Source organism: Arthrobacter monumenti, from assembly GCF_054511255.1.
The window spans coordinates 1-24,112 of the sequence record NZ_JBTNCY010000016.1 but is presented as its reverse complement, the minus strand read 5'-3'; the positions used below and the strand labels follow the sequence as shown (position 1 = coordinate 24,112).

20 protein-coding genes are annotated in these 24,112 nt (G+C 63.6%); 14 read left to right on the top strand and 6 right to left on the bottom strand.

Features of this window, described 5'->3' with window-relative positions; translation table 11 throughout:
* Positions 1–73: 73 nt before the first annotated feature.
* A complete protein-coding gene (locus ACX80B_RS17770) occupies positions 74–955 on the bottom strand; it encodes a DUF72 domain-containing protein (protein ID WP_459298640.1) in 882 nt (293 codons plus the stop codon).
* Positions 956–976: 21 nt separating this feature from the next.
* Positions 977–1,639, bottom strand: a complete 663-nt coding sequence (phoU, locus tag ACX80B_RS17765; protein ID WP_459298638.1) for a phosphate signaling complex protein PhoU — start codon at positions 1,637–1,639, stop codon at positions 977–979.
* Between the two features lie 237 nt (positions 1,640–1,876).
* On the opposite strand from phoU, the gene ACX80B_RS17760 reads away from it, so the two are divergent.
* Positions 1,877–3,016, top strand: coding sequence for a sensor histidine kinase (locus ACX80B_RS17760; RefSeq protein ID WP_459298685.1), 1,140 nt, complete (start codon positions 1,877–1,879; stop codon positions 3,014–3,016).
* Entirely contained in the window at positions 3,013–3,693 is a 681-nt protein-coding gene (locus ACX80B_RS17755) for a response regulator transcription factor (protein WP_026535480.1), read from the top strand. The genes ACX80B_RS17760 and ACX80B_RS17755 overlap by 4 nt, the downstream gene beginning before the upstream one ends.
* A 61-nt stretch (positions 3,694–3,754) precedes the next feature.
* Here the strand turns inward: ACX80B_RS17755 and ACX80B_RS17750 are convergent, their stop codons facing one another.
* Both ACX80B_RS17750 and ACX80B_RS17745 read right to left on the bottom strand, forming a co-directional pair.
* Positions 3,755–4,609, bottom strand: coding sequence for a DUF427 domain-containing protein (locus ACX80B_RS17750; RefSeq protein WP_459298635.1), 855 nt, complete (start codon positions 4,607–4,609; stop codon positions 3,755–3,757).
* An 89-nt stretch (positions 4,610–4,698) separates the two neighbouring features.
* Positions 4,699–5,184: a hypothetical protein gene (locus ACX80B_RS17745; protein ID WP_459298633.1), complete on the bottom strand. Its 486-nt coding sequence runs from the start codon at positions 5,182–5,184 to the stop codon at positions 4,699–4,701.
* 244 nt (positions 5,185–5,428) lie between these two features.
* On the opposite strand from ACX80B_RS17745, the gene ACX80B_RS17740 reads away from it, so the two are divergent.
* The 8 genes from ACX80B_RS17740 to ACX80B_RS17705 all read left to right on the top strand — a co-directional run bounded on the left by ACX80B_RS17740 (position 5,429) and on the right by ACX80B_RS17705 (position 13,308).
* Positions 5,429–5,911 (top strand): CarD family transcriptional regulator, encoded by a 483-nt coding sequence (locus ACX80B_RS17740; RefSeq protein WP_459298631.1) that lies wholly within the window; start codon positions 5,429–5,431, stop codon positions 5,909–5,911.
* The gene (gene ispD / locus ACX80B_RS17735) at positions 5,912–6,664 is read left to right on the top strand and encodes a 2-C-methyl-D-erythritol 4-phosphate cytidylyltransferase (RefSeq protein WP_459298629.1); all 753 of its coding nucleotides are present in this window, start codon (positions 5,912–5,914) and stop codon (positions 6,662–6,664) included. It abuts the gene before it with no gap.
* Positions 6,665–6,743: 79 nt separating this feature from the next.
* On the top strand, positions 6,744–7,253 hold the full coding sequence (ispF, locus tag ACX80B_RS17730; RefSeq protein ID WP_459298627.1) for a 2-C-methyl-D-erythritol 2,4-cyclodiphosphate synthase: 510 nt from the start codon (positions 6,744–6,746) through the stop codon (positions 7,251–7,253).
* 148 nt (positions 7,254–7,401) lie between these two features.
* Positions 7,402–8,904 carry a cysteine--tRNA ligase gene (cysS, locus tag ACX80B_RS17725; protein WP_459298625.1) on the top strand — a complete coding sequence of 501 codons (1,503 nt, stop codon included), beginning with the start codon at positions 7,402–7,404 and terminating at the stop codon, positions 8,902–8,904.
* On the top strand, positions 8,894–9,898 hold the full coding sequence (gene rlmB, locus ACX80B_RS17720) for a 23S rRNA (guanosine(2251)-2'-O)-methyltransferase RlmB (RefSeq protein ID WP_459298623.1): 1,005 nt from the start codon (positions 8,894–8,896) through the stop codon (positions 9,896–9,898). The genes cysS and rlmB overlap by 11 nt, the downstream gene beginning before the upstream one ends.
* Positions 9,899–9,951: 53 nt before the next feature.
* On the top strand, positions 9,952–12,066 hold the full coding sequence (glgX, locus tag ACX80B_RS17715) for a glycogen debranching protein GlgX (protein WP_459298621.1): 2,115 nt from the start codon (positions 9,952–9,954) through the stop codon (positions 12,064–12,066).
* 108 nt (positions 12,067–12,174) lie between these two features.
* Positions 12,175–12,834: a hypothetical protein gene (locus ACX80B_RS17710; protein WP_459298619.1), complete on the top strand. Its 660-nt coding sequence runs from the start codon at positions 12,175–12,177 to the stop codon at positions 12,832–12,834.
* Between the two features lie 12 nt (positions 12,835–12,846).
* Positions 12,847–13,308, top strand: a complete 462-nt coding sequence (locus tag ACX80B_RS17705; protein ID WP_459298617.1) for a hypothetical protein — start codon at positions 12,847–12,849, stop codon at positions 13,306–13,308.
* Here the strand turns inward: ACX80B_RS17705 and glgP are convergent.
* On the bottom strand, positions 13,233–15,833 hold the full coding sequence (gene glgP, locus ACX80B_RS17700) for an alpha-glucan family phosphorylase (protein WP_459298615.1): 2,601 nt from the start codon (positions 15,831–15,833) through the stop codon (positions 13,233–13,235). The two genes, ACX80B_RS17705 and glgP, sit on opposite strands and share 76 nt — an antisense overlap.
* A gap of 148 nt (positions 15,834–15,981) precedes the next feature.
* Between glgP and ACX80B_RS17695 the strand changes: the two genes are divergently transcribed.
* Genes ACX80B_RS17695 through glgB form a run of 4 tightly spaced genes read left to right on the top strand, consistent with a single transcriptional unit; the run spans position 15,982 to position 23,709 of the window.
* Positions 15,982–18,018, top strand: coding sequence for an alpha-1,4-glucan--maltose-1-phosphate maltosyltransferase (locus tag ACX80B_RS17695; RefSeq protein ID WP_459298683.1), 2,037 nt, complete (start codon positions 15,982–15,984; stop codon positions 18,016–18,018).
* Complete coding sequence (gene treS, locus ACX80B_RS17690; protein WP_459298613.1) at positions 18,015–19,790, top strand: maltose alpha-D-glucosyltransferase; 1,776 nt, start codon at positions 18,015–18,017, stop codon at positions 19,788–19,790. Before ACX80B_RS17695 ends, treS begins: the two co-directional genes overlap by 4 nt.
* Entirely contained in the window at positions 19,787–21,358 is a 1,572-nt protein-coding gene (locus tag ACX80B_RS17685) for a maltokinase N-terminal cap-like domain-containing protein (protein WP_459298611.1), read from the top strand. The genes treS and ACX80B_RS17685 overlap by 4 nt, the downstream gene beginning before the upstream one ends.
* Positions 21,355–23,709, top strand: a complete 2,355-nt coding sequence (gene glgB / locus ACX80B_RS17680) for a 1,4-alpha-glucan branching protein GlgB (protein WP_459298609.1) — start codon at positions 21,355–21,357, stop codon at positions 23,707–23,709. Before ACX80B_RS17685 ends, glgB begins: the two co-directional genes overlap by 4 nt.
* 26 nt (positions 23,710–23,735) lie before the next feature.
* On the opposite strand, the gene ACX80B_RS17675 is transcribed toward glgB, so the two are convergent.
* Positions 23,736–24,112, bottom strand: a 377-nt coding sequence (locus tag ACX80B_RS17675) for a hypothetical protein (protein ID WP_459298607.1), incomplete at its 5' end; no start/stop codon positions are given.

Sequence of the window (24,112 nt, the reverse complement as noted above, 5' to 3'; positions counted from 1 at the left end):
GTTTGCAGTGCAAACCGATTTGTGTCTATAGCCGGCAAAGAGTTTTTTGCATGGGGAAGTCCGGTAGGTCCGGTCAGTCCGGCTGCCGTCCCAGGCGGCGGGCGAGACCCATCGCATTGAACGGCGCGTGCACCTTCACGTCATTGTCGAAGTAAACGTGCACGTCGCGGCCCCGGCCGTCCGGACAACCCGACCCGGTGAGCCATCCGTCAACCGTGTCAGCCCAGCGGTCGAGTTCGTCATCGGAGTAGCCACTGACATAGAGCTCTTCTCCGCCGTGCAGGCGGACGTACACAAAATCGGCGGTGACTTCATGCAGCATCGGCCACCGTCCGGCGGAATCGGCCACCACCAGGGCGACATTGTGCCGCCGCAGCAATTCGTAGAATTCCGGGGTGTCGTAGCTGGGGTGCCTGATCTCGAGCGCATGGCGCAGCGGCCTGTCGACGACGACGTCGGTCCAGACACGGTCGTCGCCCAGCTTGTCGTCGCGGCCGGCAGCCAACCCGGCTGCCGCCGTCGTACTCCGGGGCAGCAGTGCGAGGAACTGATCCAGGACGGCGGCATCGAAGGTAACCCGTTCCGGCAACTGCCAGAGTATGGGTCCCAGCTTCGCGTCCAGGGCCAGCACTCCCGACGCGAAGAAATTGGCGAGCGCCGCCTCTACATTCCGGAGCCGGAGCATATGAGTGATGAACCGCCCGCCTTTGACCGAGAAGACGAAATCCGACGGTGTCGCTTCCCGCCACTGCAGGTAGCTTGAGGGCCGCTGCAGCGAATAGAAGGACCCGTTGATCTCCACCGTGTCCAGATGCCCGGCGGCATATTCCAGCTCGCGGCGTTGAACGAGGCCGGGCGGGTAGAACGTGCCGCGCCATGGTTTGTACCGCCAACCGGAAATGCCGACCCTCCCCGTTGGCGCCGTGGGCCCCGTCGCCTCGGTCGACGTCGTCATCTTCCGGAGGTTACCGGCAGATTACGCAGGTGGGAAGGAATCCGGGTGCCACTCGCCGGTCACCAGGTAGGTCACCTTGCGGGCAACTGATATTCCGTGGTCGGCGAAGCGTTCGAAGTACCGGCTGGCCAGGGTGACGTCGACCGTCGTCGTCGCCGGAGCATCCCAATCCTCGGCCGCGATGGCTTTGAAGACACCGGCGTGCAGCTCATTAACCTTGGTGTTATGTGACTGGATCTGGGTGACGAGCTCGAGATCGCGGGTCTCCAACAGCTGGGACACCTTCTGCGACATGGCCAGGTCCAGCTCGGAGAACTGTTCAAAGGTGGTCCGCAGCGGTTCCGGGACGACGTTGGCCGGGTAACGCAACCGCGCCAGCTGGGCAACGTGCCGGGCAAGGTCGCCCATCCGCTCGAGTGAAGCACTCATGCGCAAGGCGCCGACGATCATCCGCAGGTCGCTGGCCACCGGTCCCTGGCGGGCCAGGATATCGATGGCGCGCTCATCCAGATTGTTCTGCAGGAAGTCGATCCGGGCATCGGCGGCAATCACGTCCTGGGCGAGTTCGATGTCGGCACCATGGAAAGCCGTCGAGGCCTTCTCCATGGCTTCCGAAACCAGGTGGGAAATCTCGATCAGTTCCTCACCGACCTGGTGTAGCTCGGCTTGAAAAACCTTACGCAATGGACGTCCTTTCGCTCGACATGCTGGCCTTCAGCGACCCTCTCACGGATCCACTAAGCACGGTCCCAGTCTTCCATGAACTATTGCGCACCTTTAGGTGAACGTTAGTTGAACGTGGCATCAGATGCCACAGCTGGGCGCTTCATACGGCGGACAAGCGCCTAAGCTTGAAGCGTGAGTGACGTTTACATTGGCCTGGTAGCCGGACTCGTCGGCCTCTGCCTGGGTGTCTTCGGCATGTTGGCCTTCCGGATCAGCGAGCAGCAGCGCCGGGAACTCGCCGACGTCGATGAGCCGGCATTGCCCGACGGCGCCGCTGAGGTGCTCTCGGTGGTTGGCCGGGCGTTCCTCATTGTGGATTCGATCGACGGCGTCGTCCGCGCCAGTCCCGGCGCCTATGCCCTCGGCCTGGTGCGCGGCCATACTGTGGTGCACCACAAGCTGCTGGAGATGACCGGACGGGTCCGCCGCGACGGTGTGATCGAGGAGCGGAAGCTGGAACTTGCCCGCGGCCCGCTGGGGCAGGGCTCGGTCGTGCTGCAGATGCGGGTGGCTCCGCTGGGCCAGGAGTACATCCTGCTGCTGGCCGATGACCGGACCGAGATCACGCGTACCGAAGAGATCCGAAATGACTTCGTCGCCAACGTTTCCCATGAACTGAAGACTCCGGTCGGCGCGATTTCCCTGCTGGCGGAGGCGCTCGACGATGCGGCCACCGATGAGGAAGCGGTCCGCCGCTTCGCCAGCCGGATGCACAAGGAATCGTCGCGGCTTTCGGCGCTGGTCCAGGACATCATCGAGCTGTCCCGCCTGCAGGGTGCCGACGTCGTGCAGCAGGGTGAGGCGGTGGACTTGAACGCCATCATCGCCGAGGCCGTGGACCGCAACAAACTGCCCGCCGAAGCCAAGGACATCGATATGGTAATCGGGGGCAAGGTGAGCACCGATGTCTACGGAGATTCAGAACTTTTGACGACGGCGTTCCGCAACCTGATCGACAACGCCATCCGCTACTCGCCGGTCGGCACCAAGGTGGGAATTGGGTTGAAGTCCAAGGACGGACTGGCGAACGTGTCGGTGACCGACCAGGGCTCCGGTATCTCGCCCGAGGACCAGGACCGGATCTTCGAACGCTTCTACCGCATTGATTCGGCGCGTTCGCGTGCCACCGGCGGCACCGGCCTCGGCCTGAGCATCGTCAAGCACGTTATTTCGAACCACGGCGGCGAGGTGGCCGTCTGGTCACGACCCGGGCAGGGCTCGACATTCACCGTGCGGCTGCCGGAGATGGAGGCGGCCGACGACGAACCGCACAACGAGGAACAGACCATGACAACCGGCGCGGATGGCGCCACCAAAAGAGGAGTTCGCGCTTGAGCAGGATCCTGATTGTTGAGGATGAAGAATCACTGAGCGACCCGCTCTCGTATCTGCTCGGCAAGGAGGGATTCGAAGTTGCCGTGATCGATAACGGCATCGATGCGGTGACGGAATTCGACCGTGCCGGAGCGGATCTTGTGCTGCTGGACCTGATGCTGCCCGGTCAGTCCGGAACGGAAGTCTGCCGGCAGATTCGGCAGCGCTCCAATGTGCCGGTCATCATGCTCACCGCCAAGGACGCTGAGATCGATAAGGTCGTCGGACTCGAGATCGGTGCTGACGATTACATTACAAAGCCGTACTCGTCGCGCGAACTCGTGGCGCGGGTCCGGGCCGTACTGCGCCGCCACGGCGAGCCCGACGACCTGCTGGCGACGACGGTTCAGGCCGGTCCGGTGCGGATGGATGTTGAGCGGCACGTGGTCAGCGTCGACGGCGAGGACGTCGCGTTGCCGCTGAAGGAGTTCGAATTGCTCGAAATGTTGCTGCGCAATTCCGGCCGGGTGCTCACCCGCGGTCAGCTGATCGACCGGGTCTGGGGATCCGATTATGTTGGCGATACCAAGACCCTCGATGTCCACGTCAAGCGGCTGCGCGGGCGGATTGAGCCCGATCCGGCAAGCCCGAAGTACCTGGTCACGGTCCGGGGACTGGGCTACAAGTTCGAAGCCTGAGCGCAGTCCGGCCAAGCTGCGCTCAGGCCTCGTCCGGGTCGGCGCACGCTGATGAGGTGCATCAGCCGGTCACAGTAACGCGGCCGGCATAGAAGGACAGATGTCCAGTGAGTTGGGCGGAATCCGGAAGCGGATTCTCGTACGCCCAGGCAATGTCGGCGCCGTCATCCCCTTCGGCCGATGTCCCGCCGTCGTTCCTGTCAGCCGACCTTCCGCCGTCGTTCCCTGCTCCGCTGGATTCCACCGGCTTCAGTGACCAGTAGGATGCGTGGCCCTTGTAGGGGCAGATGCTGGTCTTCGTGCTTTTGGTCAGGAGGTCCCAATTGACATCGGCGAAAGGGACGTACGGCGCGGCCGGCAGGTTCGTTTCAAAGATCCGCAGGAACCCGCTGCTCTCCGCGAGCTGCTGCCCGCCGTGCTCGACCCTCAGTTGGCCGCTGCTGGGCCGGATATCGACGCGGTGGAATGGGTCGCGGGGATGACCGTGGATTCTCTCGTCCTCCTCCCACCACTCAAAGGCGGCGAAATCGAGGAGCACATAGCCCTTCAGATCCGCGTCGGCCAGGCGGAACGCCGCCGACTCACGGCGGTCCTGCCCTGATTGGATGGTGAGCGGTTCGCCGTCGGCAGTGTGCAGGCGGAATTCAGCCGATGGCACGATCATCCGGATGCCACCCGTGCCGTTCTGGTACGGCGGGTTATCAGTCTTCGGCTCTGCGGGTAGGAGTTCAGTCCTCAAGTCGCCCGCGGGTACGGCATAGTGCGGCAGGATACGTCCCGGTTCCCAGACCAGAACTGCGGCTCTGGAGTCAACGACGGTCCCCGCACCAAGCTTCGCACGCACGCGCTTCTCGGTCGGCTGGTACCTAAGGGCCGGCAGTATCCGGAAATGTTCGGCTGAGATCCGCTTTGCCATACCTGAAGCGTAGATTCGCCGTCAGGGCCGGTCAATGGGCTGTCGTCTTCGCCAGCGGGTACTTGCCACCAACGGGGGTGGCGCCCGGTTTAGGAACCTTCGGTTGGCACCATGGTGGCGTAGCGCGGGAAGGTTCCGTCGAGAACGGGAAGTGTCAGGTCCTCGGAAGCTCCGCTGGTTTCGAACGTCACCAGGGAGAGGGCTCCGGGGGGAGCGCCCGCCGGTTCAATGATTTCCGGTTCGGCGTCGTTGTCGATGAAGTATTCGCCATTTGCCGGGACCGTCAAGGTCGCCTCGCCGCCGTCGGGGCCGGCCATGGTCAGCTCAACTTCTTCATTGGAGCTGTTGTAGACCGCACCGGTAATTCGCCCGGGTTCGTCAGCCGCCGTGGCGACGACCAGCATGTTCCGCAGTTCGAGCGGGCCCACTTTGCCATTGACGCCGTCGGCCGCGGCGTATTCGAGCGTCGTCGCCTGCTGATTGATGTAACCGCAACCGGTGACTGTGAGCAGCGCCGCGACGGTGGTAGTGACAAGCGCCGCGCGGCGCATCCGGCTTTTGGCGGTGAATCTCACGGCGCAAACTCCTCGGTATGGCTTGAAGGAAGACTGAACATAACTCGTCCCAAGCCTATCGGGAATCGGCTGGGAATGTTCGCCCAGCACGCCGCCGGGCGGAGGTGACTTGCATCTAATCCCCGATTCGTCAATAGCACAGCAGTATCTAATTCGGGCTCCATGCTGGCTCTGACCTGCGAAAACGCGCGGAAGCAGGGCTTCGCCCATGGTAAGATGGTCTGCGGGAAAGGGGTTTATCCACATGGTTTTTGAGGTCGGCGAGACGGTTGTATACCCTCACCACGGTGCTGCGAAAATTGAAGAGATCAAGATGCGCACCATCCGAGGCGAAGAGAAGATGTATCTCAAGCTCAAGGTTGCCCAGGGCGACCTGACAATTGAAGTACCGGCGGAGAACGTTGACCTTGTCGGCGTTCGCGATGTCGTCGGCAAGGAAGGCCTGGAGCACGTCTTTGACGTCCTGCGGGCCGAGTTTACTGAAGAGCCGACCAACTGGTCGCGCCGCTACAAGGCCAACTTGGAGAAGCTGGCATCGGGCGATGTCATCAAGGTCGCCGAGGTTGTCCGCGATCTGTGGCGCCGCGATCACGACCGCGGACTCTCCGCGGGCGAAAAGCGGATGCTCGCGAAGGCACGCCAGATCCTGATTTCGGAGCTGGCACTGGCTGAAAAGACCGACGAGGAAAAGGCTGCCAGCGTCCTCGACGAGGTTCTTGCCAGCTAGGTGAAAACCGGGATCATCATAGTCGCCGCCGGTTCCGGCGAGCGGCTCGGATACGGGATCCCCAAGGCGGAGGTTCCCCTGGCAGGGGAACCGATCCTCGCGTACGCCCTGCGCGGCGTGATCGCCTCGGGTGTCGCGGACAAAATCTGCGTTGCAGTTCCACGCAGCGACAAGCTCCTGCGCGAGCTGTGCCAGGATTCGTCCATCACAACGCCGGTTGGCGACGTCGAATGCCCGCCCATCGTGGCGGTCGACGGCGGATCCACCAGGTCCGATTCCGTGCGCCAGGGCTTGGCCGCGCTAGGTGAGGATGTCGACGTCGTACTGGTCCATGATGCTGCCCGGGCTCTTGCGCCACCGGAAGTTTTCCAGCGCGTAGCCCATGCCCTGGCCGAAGGTGCGCAGGCGGTAATTCCGGTGAGGACAATGGTCGATACCGTCAAGGTCGTGGAACACGCACCTGCAGACCAGGTCTCCATCGCGCAGGAAGTCGTGACCCAGACCCCGGACCGGACAAGACTGCGCATCGTCCAGACACCGCAAGGATTCACCGTCGACGCCTTGGCGCGGGCGCATGCGTCGGCCGAGCTTTTCGATGACGAGCAATCCGCGGCCGTGACCGACGACGCGATGCTCATCGAAGCGCTGGGCATTCCCGTCTACGCCGTGCCGGGCTCGGATCTGTCGCTGAAGATCACCACCCCCACCGACCTCGTGCTGGCCGAAGCGCTGCTCGACGCCTACGGCAGCTGACTTTCCGCCGCATGGCAGCGGCTGACCATTCCGCCGCATGGCAGGACCTGCCCTTTTCACTGCATGGCAGGATTGGGGCATGACTGAACCGGCCATCAATCTGCCGCGCACCGGAATCGGCGTCGACGTCCATGCCTACGCGCCCGACGGCGAACCACGCCCGTTGTATCTGGGTGGACTTTTGTTTGAGGGCGAGCGGGGACTGGCCGGACATTCCGACGCCGATCCCGTTGCCCATGCGGCCGCCGACGCCGTGTTTTCCGCCTCCGGTACAGGGGATCTTGGCCAGCATTTCGGCACCGACCGTCCCGAATTCGCCGGCGCCTCCGGCCTGGTGCTGCTGGCCGAAGCGGTGCGGATTGTCAATGAGGCCGGGTTTGATGTCGGCAATATCGCCATCCAGCTGATCGCCAACCGGCCGAAGTTCGGCCCCCGCCGGGCGGAATCCGAAGCGGCGCTGAGCGCGGCCGCCGGGGCGCCGGTCAGTGTTTCAGCGACCACGACAGACGGCTTGGGCCTCACCGGCCGTGGCGAAGGAGTCGCGGCGTTCGCCACCGCCCTGGTGATCAAGCGTTCGGGCGGGGAGTAAAAGTCGGGGGTGCATGGCACAAATCTGCCGGATTGGCTCTAAAGTACTCCCCGCCCGTTCAAGCGCCGTTTCGGGGCTGTGCCGTGCGCTGCCGTGCTCTGTCGTCCTCAGTCGTGCTCTGGCGGGCCATGTCCAGTAACCTAGTGCGGTGAGCCTCCGTTTTTATGACACCAAATCCGCGGAAGTCCGCCCCTTCGTGCCACTGCAGGAAGGCAAGGCCGGACTGTACTATTGCGGCGCCACGGTTCAGGGGGATCCGCACGTCGGCCACATCCGTTCCGGCATCGCTTTCGACCAGCTGACCAGGTGGCTGCGCTACAGCGGCTACGACGTCACAGTCATCCGCAATGTCACCGATATCGACGACAAGATCCTGGCCAAGTCCGCGGACTCCTACCTGCCGGAAGCGCAACAGGATCCGCTCACGGTGCCGAATGAACCGTGGTGGGCGCTCGCATACCGGTACGAACTGGCATTCCAACGGGCCTATGAGCTCCTCGGCGTGCAGCGGCCAACCTATGAACCCCGCGCCACCGGCCACATCCCGGAGATGCACCAGCTGATCCAGTTGCTCATCGACCGCGGCCACGCCTATCCGGCCCTGGACGATTCGGGGGACGTCTACTTCGATGTCCGTTCCTGGAGCAAGTACGGCGCGCTTACCCGGCAGAATATTGACGATATGCAGGCCGCGCCCGACGCCGGTCCCCGTGGCAAGAAGGATCCGCGTGACTTTGCGTTGTGGAAGGGCTCCAAGGAAGGCGAACCGGCGACGGCGTCATGGTCCAGCCCCTGGGGCGCCGGCCGTCCGGGGTGGCATCTGGAATGCTCGGCAATGGTCACCAAGTACCTCGGCCCGGAGTTCGACATCCACGGCGGCGGTCTCGACCTGCGCTTCCCGCACCACGAAAACGAACTCGCGCAGTCCCAGGCGGCCGGACATGGTTTTGCGAATTTCTGGATGCACAACGGCATGGTCACCTATGAGGGCGAGAAGATGTCCAAATCGGTGGGCAATATCGTCACGCCGGCCGAGATGCTGGAACTCGCCCGGCCGCTGGTGGTCCGCTACTACCTCGGCCAGGCGCAGTACCGCTCCGCCTTGGACTACAACCCGGGCTCGCTCGCGGAGGCGGCTGCCGCCGTCGAACGTATTGAAGGCTTTGTCCAGCGGGCACTGGCTTTTGTTGACGACGCCGGCGGTTCCGGCGCGCAGCAGGTGCCGGAGGCGTTCGTGGCCGCCATGGACGACGACCTGAATGTGCCGCAGGCGCTTGCCGTCATCCATGAAACGGTCCGGCGCGGCAACAGCGCCTTGGACTCACAGGACAGGGATGCGGCGCAGACCGCCTTGGCCGAGGTCCTGGCGATGACGGACGTGCTGTTCATCAACCCGACGGATCCGCACTGGAACACCGGCGGCGCCGACCCGGCCGAACACGCAGCCCTCGATGCATTGATCGACGCCCAGCTCGCAGAGCGGCGCGCCGCACGCAGCAACAAGGACTACGCCCGCGCCGACGCCATCCGGGACACACTCGCTGCCGCCGGCATCCGGCTCGAGGACACGGCGGGCGGCGTTCGCTGGAGCCTGGATGCGCCGGCCGGCTCACCAACCACCACCTCAGAAGGAACTCATCATGGCCAATAAGCCGCGCCCCGGCGCCATCCGCAAAGCCAAGAAGGGGCCCACCAGCGGCACAGGTGGTCTCGGCCGCAAGGCGCTGCAGGGCAAAGGCCCCACGCCCAAGGCGGAGGACCGGCCGTACCACAAGGCCCACAAGAAGAAGGCCGCGGCCGACCGCTCAGCCGAAAAGAGCGCCGGCCGTGGCGGTGATCCGGCCCCGCGGGGTGCTGGAGGCCGCGGTCGGAACAAGCCGTCCGAGGAGATGGTCACCGGACGCAACTCGGTGGTCGAGGCGCTGCGTGCCGGTGTTCCGGCCAAGACGCTCTATGTCGCCGTCCGGATTGAGACCGACGACCGTGTGCGGGATATCCTCAAACTCGCTGTCGAGCAAGGAATTCCGCTGCTCGAGGTCCACAAGCCGGAGCTCGATCGGCTCACCGGCGACGCCATCCATCAGGGCGTGGCGCTGCAGATCCCGCCCTACGACTACCCGGACGCAACCGATCTGGCCCAGGAAACGCTGAGCAAGTGGAAGAAGGGCTACATCAGCAGCGCGCCGCTGTTCGTCGCCCTCGACGGGATCACCGATCCGCGCAACCTGGGCGCCATCATCCGCTCGGTCTCCGCTTTCAGCGGCCACGGTGTGCTCGTGCCCGAACGCAGGTCGGTGGGGATGACGGCAACCGCCTGGAAGACCAGCGCCGGAGCGGCCGTACGCGTTCCGGTCGCCCGCGCGGCGAACCTCAACCGCACGCTCGAATCCTTCAAGAAGCAGGGCATCTTCGTGCTTGGCCTGGATGGCGGCGGAGATATTTCGCTGCCTGATCTGGCGCTGGCGAAGGAGCCGGTGTGCATCGTCGTCGGCTCCGAGGGCAAGGGCCTGTCCCGACTGGTACGCGAGAACTGCGACCAGATTGTCTCGATCCCGATCGACTCGGCAATGGAATCCCTGAACGCATCGATGGCCGTCGGCATCAGCCTCTATGAGGTCTCACGCCGCCGGGCCACTGGCAAATAACGGTGCACCGGCGCCAACGGCCGGCCCTGCCTGCCCTAATATAAGTAGCAGTTATGACTGTGCCCACCGACCGCCCAGCCACAGCGGGAACGCCATCGCGTGCCTTCCCGCTGGGCCTCAGCGATGCGCGGATTAATGGCAATTCCCACGACAAGGACGACGGCGGGGAGGTTGCCGAACTCGTCAACGTCGCCGTCTTTGCGCCGGGAGTGGACGAACTGGAAATCCACTTCCAGCCGCCGGGCCAAGCCTGGCAGCGGGCGCGGCTCTACGACTACACCGAAGGCGTGCATCACGGCATCGTTAACGGTCTGGTTCCAGGCAGCCGGTACGGGTTCCGGGATACCGGCCATGCCGACGTCCGGGGCACCATTTCAGATGAGTACCGGTTGCTGTTGGATCCGTACGGCCGTGCTATTGACGACGACGGCGGCCGGCTGACCTCCGTGCGGCTGGCCAACGGTTTCGACTGGGGACCGGACACCCGGTTGTATACCCCCTGGCGGGACACCGTCATCTATGAGGCCCACGTCAAGGGTCAGACGATGCTTCATCCTGACATTCCCGAAGAGCTCCGCGGCACCTACGCCGGTCTGGCCCATCCGGTCATGGTTGAGCATCTCCTCTCGCTCGGCATCACCGCCGTGCAGCTGTTGCCGGTCCATTACCACCTCGACGAGCGGCACCTGCAGAACCTCGGACTGACCAACTACTGGGGCTACAACACCATCGGCTACTTCGCCCCGCACACCGCTTACGCGACGCGGGCGGCGCAGGAAGCCGGAGCGCAGGCTGTGCAGGACGAGTTTAAAGGCATGGTCAAACTGCTGCACGCCGCGGGACTGGAGGTGATTCTCGACGTCGTCTATAACCACACTGCCGAAGCCGGCAAGGAAGAGCCGGCGCTGAGCTTCCGGGGCCTGGGGGATGAGCAGTATTACCGGCACGGCGACGATGGCAACTACTTCGACACCACAGGTTGCGGCAACACCGTCAACTTCAACGAACCCCGGGTTATCCAGCTCGCTCTGGACTCACTGCGTTACTGGGTCGAGGAATTCCACATTGACGGTTTCCGGTTCGACCTGGCGGTGGCGATGTGCCGGGACGAAGAGCACCGGTTCACGCCAAAACATCCCTTTCTGATCGCGGCCGGGGCGGATCAGGCGCTGCATGGCATCAAGCTGGTCGCCGAACCCTGGGACATCGGGCCGGACGGCTGGCAGACCGGGCAGTTTCCGCCGGGGTGGGCGGACTGGAACGACCGCTTCCGTGATGCCGTGCGGGACTTCTGGATTGCGGACCGCGGCGCGATCGACGGCGGCGGGCAGGGCGGTCCGGTGGGCAGGCTTGCCGCCGCCCTCGCCGGTTCGGCGGATGTGTTTGCCGGTTCCGGCCGGACCTCGCTGGCCTCGATCAACTATGTCACCGCCCACGATGGCTTCACCTTGGGTGACTTGGTGGCCTATAACTCGAAGCACAACGAGGCCAACGGCGAGGACAACAGGGACGGTACCGACGACAACCGCAGCTACAACCACGGCGTCGAAGGCCAGAGCCTGGACGCTGCCGTGCTCGACCGCCGCGAACGCACCAGCCGGAATGTGCTGGCCACGCTGCTGCTCTCGCTCGGCGTGCCGATGATCACCGCCGGTGATGAGATTGGCCGCACGCAGTGGGGGAACAACAACGTATATTGCCAGGACAACGAGCTGGCCTGGCTGGACTGGGGAATGGACGACCGCAAGCGGCGGATGCTGCAGATCACGCGCGCACTCACGCAGGCGCGCCGGGACTTTCTGGCCCATCAGCCGCACGACTATCCCAGCCGGGATGACAGCTCCTACCTGCTGTGGTTCAACGCCGCGGGGGAGCCGATGGCCATGGATGAGTGGACGGATCCGGGCAACCGCGTCGTCCAACTGCTGCTGGGTTCACCGGATGGTGTGCTCGACGGACTGATGGTGATCAACGGCGGCGAGGCCGATACCAAGATTTTCCTGCCATCGGCGAAGGCGCTGCAGGCAGCCGGGATGACATCCAGTTCGGAACAGGATTACCTGCTGCGCTTCAGCACCGCCACTGGGCAATCCGCCGGCACACCAGCGGCAGGTGGGGAACCCGACGTCGTACCCGCCAACTCCATCCACGTCTACCGGGCCCGCTGACAGGAGTTAAAGTGGAAGACGCCCACGTCGACATCGAAGGCCATCCCGGCCACAGCACTAAGCAGCACTGGCAGCGTGCGCTGCCCGTGAGGCAACAGAGAGGACCATGTGAGCACGACATCCGAGGAGCCTGACAGTTCCCCCATCGAGTCCCCGATTGAAGAAATTCCGCTCGGTCTTGGCATTGCCGAGCTGGCCTACCTGCTGTCCCGCTTCGACAGCCCCGCGGCGTACAAATCCGTGGAAATGCTGCACCTCAATGATGACTACCTCTCACCGCTGGTAACTGCCGTCGGTGCCTCGAGCCTGCTCGCGCGGGGAATGCTGCACCTCAACGGCGACGAAGTGGAGCCGACGGACTTGCTCAGCCTCGTCAATTACGTCCTGGCAGCGGCCGAGCGGTGGGTGGAGCTTGGATTTGTGGGGGAGGCCAATGTCGACGGCGGTCTGCTGCTGCAGGCGCCGGAAGCGTCCCTATTCATGCACCCCATGGCGCTCGGCGCGTGGCAGGTGCTGATCAAGGACCGGGCCACGTCGGATGTGTCGACGCTGCGCTCGCTGGTCGATACCCACCTCGAAACGTATCCGCAGGGAGCGGTTCATTTCGGTTCGACGACGTTCGAGAGCGTGCAGACGCTGTCCGTGCGCGGCGAGGGCGATCACTGGAAGGTAGCGCTCGGTTCAGGCGTGCAGCGGATGGATACCGACGGCCCCGGCTTCAGCTCCGAGGAGCTTGACCGGAAACTGGCGGAACTGATTTCAAACTGACGGAGCTGAGCGATGAAGCGGATCCGGGCGGCGCTGATGGTGCTTGTGGTCATCCTCAGCTTGGCCTCCGCCGGATGTTCCGGACCTGATGACGACGGCGCAGTGCCGCCTGATCTGACGCTCACCATTCCGTCCAACAACCAGGCGAGGACGGTGGCCCAGCGGGTCGTCTCGGAGCTGCCCGGTGTCAGGGGCGTCAAGGCCGTCTATCACGAGCCGGGCGAAGTCCTCGATCTTTGGGTGCAATACGAGATGGTCCCGGACCGGTGGCCCTTCGTGGAGAAGATCCAGTTGGCCGTCGACAGCGCCGTCCGGGACTACAGCGCCATGCGGGAAACCACCATCCGGGTGTGGATCCTCGACTACAAATCCGGGCAGGCCGCAGCCGATACCCGGAGTCAGGCGCTGGCGACCAGTCCGAGTTCCGCCTTGGAGGCAAGCGCCTCATGTTGGGGGAAGATCCGGACCGTGTAGCCAAACGCGCCCGGCTGGTTGATCACAACGTCGCAGGCGAACGTGTACCGACCGCCGCCCAGATCCTCCTCAACAGCCAGCGAATCGAGAACAGCGTCTGAGAGCTCGTCGGCCTCGGACACGGCTCCATGCGCCACCTCGACGTAGACGTCCTCAGGCTTGAGACCACCCAGATTCACATACGCCGTCACCCGCATGGTGTCGCCGATCTGCGGCGAATCCGCCAGACCGGGAGACTCCACGTGCTCCACCGCCACGGAACTCCAGCTGGAGCGGATCCGCTGACCAAACTGAGCCAGTTCCTTGGCTTGGGCGTAATCGGCATCGTGCGCCGACCGACCCGCAGCGCAGGCCGGCTGGTACAGCTTTTGCACGTAGTCCTGCACCATCCGTTCGGCCGAAACAGCAGGCCCGAGCTTCGCCAAGGTGTGCTTGATCATCGCCACCCACCGGCTGGGTACAGCCTCGCCGGCGCCACCGTAGAACCGCGGGGTAACGGTGTTTTCGAGGAGTTCGTACAGCGCGGCCGATTCGATGTCGTCCCGTTCTTCGGCGGCATGGCCGGTCAGTTCCGCCCCGCCAGCTCCGGAAGAGACGTCGGCTGTCGGGATCGCCCAGCCGTTTTCGCCGTCGTACATCTCATCCCACCAGCCATCCAGCACCGAAAGATTCAGACCACCGTTGATCGCAGCCTTCATGCCGGACGTGCCACAGGCCTCCAGCGGGCGGAGCGGATTGTTGAGCCAGACGTCGCAGCCCGGGAAGAGGGTGCGCGCCATGGCGATGTCGTAGTTCGGCAGGAAGACGATCCGGTGCCGGACCTGCGGGTCGTCGGTGAAGCGGACCAGGTCCTGGATCATCCGTTTGCCCTGCTCGTCCGCCGGGTGCGACTTGCCCGCGATTACGATCTGGATCGGATGCGTCGGGTGCAGCAGCAGCGCCCTGAGCCGGTCCGGATCGCGCAGCATCAGCGTGAGACGTTTGTACGTCGGTACACGCCGCGCGAAACCGATGGTCAGCACGTCCGGGTCCAGCACGGTATCCGTCCAGGCCAGCTTCGCATCCGAGGCGCCGCGGTCCTTCCACGACGTCCGCAACCGTTTCCGGACATCGGCGATGAGGTTCGCGCGCAGGTTCCGGCGCAGCTGCCAGACCTCGGCGTCGTCGACGTCGTACGCGCGGGACCATTGCGGGTCCAGGATCGACTCGGCACCGAACTTGTTCCGCGCCAGCTGCGAAATCTGCGGGTCCACCCAGGTCGGCTCGTGCACACCGTTGGTGATGGAACCGATCGGCACCTCGGACTTGTCGAAGCCCGGCCAGAGACCGGCGAACATGCCCCTGGAAACTTCACCGTGCAGCTTTGCCACGCCGTTGGCGCGCTGGGCCAGACGCAGGCCCATCACCGCCATGTTGAACACGGACGGATCCCCGCCCTCGTAGGTCTCCTGACCCAGCGCCAGGATCGATTCGACAGGGACCCCGGGGGCCAGGCCTGCGTTGAAGAAGTGCTCAATCTGCGCCCGCTCGAACCGGTCGATGCCGGCCGGAACGGGTGTGTGCGTGGTGAAGACGGTGGCCGCCCGCGTCGCGGCGAGCGCCTCGTTCCACGTGAGCGACGCCGGCGAGTCCGGGTTCATCAGCTCGCGTATGCGTTCCACGCCCAGGAAGCCGGCGTGTCCCTCGTTGGTATGGAAAACCTCAGGGGCAGGCACTCCGGTCAGCCGCTCGAAAATCCGCAGCGCCTTCACCCCACCCATTCCGAGCAGCAATTCCTGTTGGAGCCGGTGCTCCCCACCGCCGCCGTAGAGCCGGTCGGTAACCAGGCGGGCGGCGTCGTCGTTGCCGGCAACGTTGGAATCAAGCAGCAAAAGCGGGACACGCCCGACGTCGGCACGCAGGATATTTGCCAGCAGCTGGCGTCCGTTGGGCAACGGCAGGCGGACCTGCGCCGGCGTGCCGTCATGTTCGCGCAGCAGGGTCAGCGGAACCTCGTTGCGGTCCAGTACTGGATAGGTTTCCTGCTGCCAGGCATCGCGCGACAGTGATTGTTTGAAATAACCGGCCTGGTACAGCAAACCGACACCGATCAGCGGCACACCGAGGTCGGACGCGGCCTTGAGATGGTCGCCGGCCAGGATGCCCAGCCCGCCGGAGTACTGCGGCAGCGTGGGGGCGATGCCGAACTCGGGGGAGAAGTAGGCGATGGAGGCCGGAGCGCTGGAGCCCAGGCTCTGGTACCACTGCGGCTCGTCGAGGTAGCTGTCGAGCTCGGCCCCAAGACGCTGCACGCGGGCCACCACGGCAGGGTCGTCGGCCAGTTCGTGCAGCCGTTCACGGCTGATCATGCCGAGGAAGGACACCGGATCCTGCCGGGATTGCTCCCAAACGGCAGCGTCAAGCTCTTCGAATAACCGCAGGGTCGGGCCGTGCCAGGACCAGCGGAGGTTGGCGGCGAGTCTGCCCAAGGGCGAGAGCGCGTCGGGAAGTACGGTTCGGACGGTGAATCTACGGATTGCCTTCACAGCCGCTAGGTTAGCGCAGATAGTGCACTGTCGGAGCGAAGGTGTTCACAAAGGCCAAATGCGGCGTCGATTATGCACATACCGTACGTACCCTTAGCAATCTGCCCGGATTCTCGCTAACGTCTACTTTGTGACGACTTCCAAGGCGATGCAAACGGAACCACCGACGTCGGGCCTGCGTTTTGGCCGCATCCCGATCACCAACGTTCAACCCGTCGTCTCATGCGGGGCATTCAGCGCCAAGGCGGTACCCGGCCAAAACGTTGCTGTTTCGGCCACCGTGTTCCGCGAAGGCCACGATCGCCTCGGTGTCACCGCCGTCCTCTTCGACCCCCGCGGCAAGGAGGTCTCCCGGACCCGGCTGGTGGAGCATGTTGGCGGCACCGACAGTTATTCGGGCTGGCTGACACCGGATTCGACCGGCAACTGGAGCTTCGCCATCGAAGGCTGGGGCGACCTGTATGCGACGTGGCAGCACAACGCCGAGGTCAAGATCGAGGCCGGCGTCGACGTCGAACTGATGCTTGCCGAAGGTGCCGAGCTGCTGCAAAACGCCGCCGGCGATCGGAACCGGCCCAAGGCGGACCGGGACCTCTTCCGAAGCGCCTCTGCTGCCCTTAAGGACAAACAGTCTATGGTCGAGGACCGGCTCGGGGCCGGCACCAGTGCGGCCGTGCGCAGCGCCGTCGAGCGTCTGCCCATCCGCAATCTGGTCACCAGCAGCGAACGCTACCCCCTGCTGGTGGAGCGTGAGGCGGCCGGACGCGGATCCTGGTACGAATTCTTCCCCCGCTCCATTGGCGCCGAGCAGGACCCGGCCACTCTGGAATGGACCTCGGGGAATTTTACGACGGCGGCCAGCAGGCTTGAGGCGGTAGCTGACATGGGGTTCGACGTCGTCTACCTGCCGCCGATCCATCCGATCGGCCGCACGCACCGGAAAGGCCCAAACAACACTCTGGTCGCCACCGAGCACGACCCCGGTTCGCCGTGGGCCATCGGCTCCGGGGAAGGCGGGCACGACGCGATCCATCCGGACCTCGGCACGTTCGACGATTTCGACGCCTTTGTGGCCCGCGCCGGCGAACACGGACTGGAAGTCGCTCTCGACCTGGCCCTGCAGGCTTCGCCTGACCACCCCTGGGTGTCGTCGAATCCAGAGTGGTTCACCACCCGCGTGGACGGCAGCATCGCCTATGCGGAGAACCCGCCCAAGAAGTACCAGGACATCTATCCCATCAATTTCGACAATGATCCCGCTGGATTATGCGCCGAAGTGCTCCGGATTGTCCGCTTGTGGGTCAGCCACGGAGTCAAAATCTTCCGGGTGGATAATCCGCACACCAAGCCGGTCTGGTTCTGGGAATGGTTGATCGCCGAGGTGAACCGCAAAGATCCGGATGTGGTGTTCCTGGCCGAGGCCTTCACCCGGCCGCCGATGATGCACGCATTGGGCCGTGCCGGTTTCCAGCAGTCCTACAGCTACTTCACCTGGCGCAATACCAAAACCGAGCTGGCGGAGTACTTCACCGAGGTCAGCCGTGAAACCGCAGCGTTCTTCCGGCCGAATTTCTTCGTCAACACCCCGGACATCCTGACCGAATACCTGCAGTTCGGCGGGCCCCCGGCCTTCAAGATCCGGGCCGTGCTGGCGGCAATGGCGAGTCCGCTGTGGGGCGTTTATTCCGGCTACGAGCTGTACGAGCACGTCGCACGTCCGGGCGCCGAGGAGTACATCGACAACGAGAAGTTCGAGTACCGCCCGCGTGATTATGCGGCAGCCGAAGAACACGGACGTTCGCTTGCGCCCTACCTAAAGCGGCTCAACGACATCCGCCGGATGCATCCCAGCCTGCACGATTTGGGAAACCTTGCTATCCATACCAGTACGGATGATGCGACGCTGGTTTTTTCCAAGCACAAGAACGTGTCCTCGCCGGAGGGCACTGAGAAGGACACCATTATCGTCGTCGTAAATCTTGATCCGCACAGCACCCGGGAAGCGACGGTGAGTCTGGATCTACAGGCACTTGAGCTCGATCCATCGGACCTTACGCCCGAGGGCACCTATCGGGTGGATGACTTGATCACCGCCGACAGCTGGCAGTGGGGAGCGGACAATTACGTCCGGCTTGACGCCCATGTTGAACCCGCGCACATTTTGCACGTGAGGAGGCAGGCATGACCTTGGCTCCGCAATTCCAACTGCACGCCCCAGGGCTTCAGCACGACCCGCATTGGTACCGGAAAGCCGTCTTCTATGAGGTCCTGGTCCGCGGTTTCGCCGATGCCAATGGTGACGGATCCGGCGACTTCTCCGGCCTGATCGAGCGGCTCGACTACCTGCAATGGCTCGGTATCGACTGTTTGTGGGTTCCACCGTTCTACGAGTCGCCGCTCCGCGACGGCGGCTACGACATCTCGGACTACTACTCGGTCCTGGATGAGTTCGGCACCATCAGCGATTTCAAACGCCTGGTCTCGGAGGCACACGCCCGTGGACTGCGGGTCATCACCGACCTGCCGATCAACCACACCTCCGACAAGCACGAATGGTTCGAGGCCTCGCGTCATGATCCGGACGGACCGTTCGGTGATTTCTATGTTTGGAGCGACACTGACGAGCGGTACGAGGACGCGCGCATCATCTTCGTCGACACCGAGGAATCCAACTGGGCTTTCGACCCGGTCCGCCGGCAGTTTTACTGGCACCGTTTCTTCAGCCACCAGCCGGACCTGAACTTCGAGAACCCGGCCGTGCAGAAGGCAGTGTTCGACGTCGCCCGCTTCTGGCTGGATCAAGGCATCGACGGCTTCCGTGCGGACGCCATCCCGTACCTCTTCGAAGAGGAAGGTACGAACTGCGAGAACCTCCCCGCCACGCACGACTTCCTGAAGAAACTGCGCGCGATGGTGGATCAGGACTATCCCGGCAGGGTAATCATCGCCGAGGCAAACCAGATGCCGCACGAGGTGGTCGAATATTTCGGGGACGAAGATGGTCCCGAATGCCACATGTGCTTCCACTTCCCGATCATGCCGCGGATCTTCTACGCGCTCCGCGACCAGATGGCCGGCCCGATCGTCCAGGCGATGAAGGATACGCCCGCCATTCCGGAGGGTGCCCAGTGGGGAACCTTCCTGCGCAACCACGACGAGCTGACCCTGGAAATGGTCACCACCGAAGAGCGCGAGGCAATGCTCGGCTGGTACGCCCCCGACTCGCGGATGCGTGCCAACATCGGAATCCGGCGCCGGCTCGCGCCGCTGCTGGATAACTCGCGTGCGGAATTGGAACTGATCCATTCGCTGTTGCTGTCCATGCCCGGGAGTCCCTTCCTGTATTACGGCGACGAAATCGGCATGGGCGACAATATCTGGCTCGAGGACAGGGACGCCGTCCGTACCCCAATGCAGTGGAACCCCGACCGCAACGCGGGTTTCTCCCAGGCAGATCCGGGCAAACTGTACCTGCCGGTCGTGCAGTCGCTGGTTTATCACTACAACCACAGCAACGTCGAAGCCCAGCTCGCGCACTCGGGCTCGCTGCTGCACTGGGTCCGCCAAATGCTCAGTATCCGTAAGGCGCATCCCGCCTTTGGGCTGGGCTCCTACCACAATGTGGAAACGGACGCAGAATCGGTGCTTGCGTTCCTGCGCGATATGCCGGACCACAACGTCGCCAGCGAACCGGCCGAGACCATTCTGTGCGTGTTCAACCTTTCGCAGAATCCGGTGTCGTCCACTCTGGACCTTTCCGGCTATGCCGGCCGGGGACTGCGCGACTTGTTTGGCGGCACTCCCTTTCCGCCAATCGGTGACGATGGCAGAATCACGTTCACCATGGGCAGTCACGACTTTTTCTGGCTCCGGATCAGGGCTGACCATGCCAATCCCGCGACTCCGGAGACGACGGCGATGCCGATCATCCAACAACCGGGAGGCACCGCTTCGTGAACCAACTCCAGCCGCCGCTTCCCGAACTACTGCGTTCCTGGCTGCCCGGCCAGCGCTGGTATCCGGCCAAAGGAGTGCCGGTGAGTCTGCGCAGGGTCGGAGGCGTCCGGCTGCAGGACCCGGCGGGCGAGGTCGGGCTGGAGGTTCACCTGATTGCCGTAGACAGCGGTGAACGTGTGGACGTCATCAATGTTCCCCTGAGCTACCGCACCGCGCCGCTCGAGGGCGCGGAGAACGGACTGGTCGGAGAGGCCGTGCACAGCCGCGGGGACGACGGCGACGGCGGTTCCTACGGCTCCGCTTCCGAGCCGGGCGGCGGATCCGGCAGGCGCTGGATCTACGACGGAGCCCACGATCCGGTCTTCATCGCCGCCTGGCTGGAACTTATGCGTACCCGGTCCACCACCGGTGATGGCAGGGCCAGTGGCGACGGCGTGCCGCAGTTCACGAACCACGCTCCGCGGACCGGGCCGGCGAAGTCAAAGGTGCTGACCGGTGAGCAGTCCAACACCTCCGCCATCATCCAGGACGACACAATGCCGTCCATCGTCAAGTTCTTCCGTGTACTCTCCGCCGGAGTCAACCCAGACGTGGAAGTCGGTGCGGGACTGACCGCGGCCGGTTGCGGGGAAGTCCCGGCCACCTACGGCTGGGTGACCGGCCGGTGGCATGATCCGGTCGGTGAGTTTGTCAATGGCGAACCGTCCGGGGCACTCGTTGAGGGGCAGCTGAGTGTGCTCCGTGAGTTCATCGGCGGCAGCCAGGACGCTTGGCGGCTGGCCTGCCGCGCGGCCTTGAATGGCGAGGACTACACCGGACAGGCCGAAGGCCTGGGCCGGGCCACCGCCCAAGTGCACCTCAGCCTGGCCAGAGCTTTTGGCACCCGGAATGCCAGTCCTGACGAACGCAGCCAATTCGTCGAAGGAATTATCGGCCGGATCAGCTGGGCCTGGCGCGAAGCCGGTTCCGCCGTCGGACCATACGACGAGCAACTGAACCGGCAGATCAGCGCACTCCGCGCCTTGGAATCACTTCCACCGCTGCAACGCATCCACGGTGACTACCATTTGGGCCAGGTCCTGCATTCCGAACGCCGTGGCTGGGTCATTCTCGACTTTGAAGGTGAACCTCTCCGGACGGCCGCAGAACGTTCGCTGGCGGATGTGCCACTTCGGGATGTGGTCGGCATGCTGCGTTCCTTCGAATATGTTGCGGGCGTCGTGATGCATGGTGACAGCGGAGCCGGCGACGGACGCGACGACGGCAGACAGGAGCGGGCGGCCGGGGCCCGGCAGTGGTCGATCGACTGCAGCCGCGCCTTTATCGCCGGCTACCAACAGGAAACCGGCGAACCGCTGGATACGACTTCGCCTCTTTTCGTGGCGTTGTGGCTGGACAAGGCGCTTTATGAAGTCGTCTACGAATTACGCAATAGACCGGACTGGCTCAGCGTCCCGGTTTCCGGGGTGCGGGAGGCACTCGGGGACCGCGGCGCCGTCGTCGATAATATGGCCGCCGCAGACCACGGGAAACCGGATGGCCATGGAACTGAAGAGGTGAACCAGTGACTGAGAAGAAATCCAGCACGCGGGAGACTGCCCCGATTGCCGTCCCGCCGGAGGTGCTGTCCGCGGTCGCGGAGGGCCGGTACTACGATCCGCACACAGTCCTCGGCGCCCACCTGCACCAGACTCCCGACGCCGGCTCCGATGCAGACGTTGCCCCCGGTTCTGCCGCCGTGGATTCCGCCATCCTGGGCACGGCCGCCGGTTCCACCGCCGCGGATTCTGCCGCTGCCGGCACCGCCTCCGGTTCTGCCGGCAGCGAGACCGTCACCTTCCGCACACTCCGACGGCTGGCCAGAGAGGTCACCGTGGTTACGGCGTCCACCCGGTTGCCGCTTACCCATGAAATAGGCGGGATCTGGGTCGGCGCCATGGAGCCGGAAGAGCCCGGCCATATCCCCGACTACCGGCTGGAAGTAACCTACGACGACGGCGCCCCGGCCACGGTCGACGACCCCTACCGTTTCCTGCCGACCTTGGGGGAGATGGATATCCATCTCTTTAACGAAGGCCGCCACGAAACTCTATGGACCGCCCTGGGCGCACAAATCCTGCGCTATCCATCGGCGTTGGGCGAAATCAACGGCGTCGGATTCTCGGTCTGGGCACCGAATGCCCAGGCCGTCCGGCTCAAGGGCGACTTCAACAACTGGGACGGCCTGACGCATGCGATGCGCTCGCTGGGAACCTCCGGGATCTGGGAACTCTTCATACCGGGCGCCGCTGCGGGGGACTGCTACAAATTTGAGGTTCTGGGCAAGGACGGTCACTGGCGCGAGAAGGCCGATCCGATGGCCTATGGGACCGAAGTGCCTCCACTGACCGGGTCGAAGGTGATCGAATCCACGTACGAGTTCACCGATCAGGAGTGGATGGAGCAGCGCGCCCAGCGGGACCCGCATAATTCAGCGATGAGCGCCTACGAAGTCCACCTCGGATCCTGGCGGCTCGGTCTTGGCTACCGGGAGCTTGCTGAACAACTGGTCGAATACGTTCAATGGCAAGGCTTCACCCACGTTGAGTTCATGCCGGTCGCAGAGCATCCGTTCGGTGGTTCCTGGGGGTACCAAGTCACCTCCTACTTCGCGCCGACATCACGCTTTGGTCATCCGGATGAGTTCAGACACCTGGTGGATGAACTGCATCGGGCCGGTATTGGCGTCATCCTTGACTGGGTTCCCGCTCACTTCCCCAAGGACGAGTTTGCGCTGGCGAAATTTGATGGCGAACCGCTCTACGAGCACTCCGATCCTTTGCTCGGCGAGCATCCCGACTGGGGCACACTGATCTTCGATTATGGCCGTTCCGAGGTCCGCAATTTCCTCGTCGCGAACGCGCTCTACTGGCTCGAGGAGTACCACATCGACGGGTTGCGCGTGGACGCGGTCGCTTCCATGCTGTACCTCGACTATTCGCGGGAAGGCGATCAGTGGCGGCCAAACCGGCACGGCGGCAACCAGAATCTGGAAGCCATCGCCTTCCTCCAGGAAGTCAACGCCACTGCGTACCGGCGTGCGCCCGGGATCGCCATGATCGCGGAAGAATCGACAGCGTTCGACGGCGTTACCCGCCCCACTTCCTCCGGCGGACTTGGTTTCGGCCTGAAGTGGAACATGGGCTGGATGCATGACTCGCTGAATTACATGGCTGAAGATCCGATGAACCGGCAGTATCACCATAACCAGGTGACCTTCTCGCTGGTCTATGCGTTCACGGAAAACTTCCTGCTGCCCATCAGCCATGACGAGGTCGTGCACGGGAAGGGATCGTTGCTGCGCAAGATGCCGGGCGACCGGTGGCAGCAGTTGGCCAATGTCCGCGCCTACCTGGCCTATCAGTGGGCGCATCCGGGCAAACAACTGATTTTCATGGGCACGGAGTTCGGCCAGGAAGCAGAGTGGTCGGAGCAGCACGGACTCGACTGGTGGCTCACTGACAGTCCTCAGCACCGTGGCGTGCAGTTGCTGGTCCGCTCCCTCAACGACGTCTATCGCCGCACGCCGGCGCTCTATGCCCGCGATAATGATCCGGCCGGTTTTGAATGGATCGATGCAAGCGACGGCAGCCGCAACATTCTTTCCTTCACCCGCTGGGATACGCAGGGGAATCCATTGGTATGCCTGGCGAACTTCGCTGGCAATCCGCATCACGATTTCCGCCTCGCACTTCCGTGGGCAGGGAACTGGCGGGAGGTACTTAATACCGATGCTCACGAGTATGGCGGCTCCGGTGTTGGCAACGGCGAAAAAGTTGTCGCGCAGGAAGGTGCCTTTGGCGGCCAACCGGCCTCCGCGGTATTGACCGTTCCACCATTGGCTGTGCTGTATTTGGCCCCCGAAGAGAGTGTGCGATAGCTCACCCGGAGCAGGACAATGGTGAATCAGCCGGAGACGGCCCGGACGGTCGTCCTGAACCCTCGAAAAACCCCGGATTTCCGCGGAAGTTTATAGGCTGAGGGTGTCTCTGGAGGCACCCGGAAAACCGGGTTTTGTTTCTGCTCAATCATGGTGGTAATGTTTATTTCCGCGCTGATCGATGAAGTCAGCCGGACGGCCTCAGGTTGAGCTTCGGCTCGGAAGTCAGGTTTTAGACCAAAAAGACGCTGAGAATCGGCCGGTTTGACAGTGAAGATCAGGGCGAGTAAGTTAGTAAAGTTGCTTCGGTGCGGAGCAGGGGAGTTGTTTTCCTTGTTTTGGCTGGATGCGTCTGTTGTTTGAGAACTCAATAGTGTGCCAAGTTTTGTCGATACCGATATTA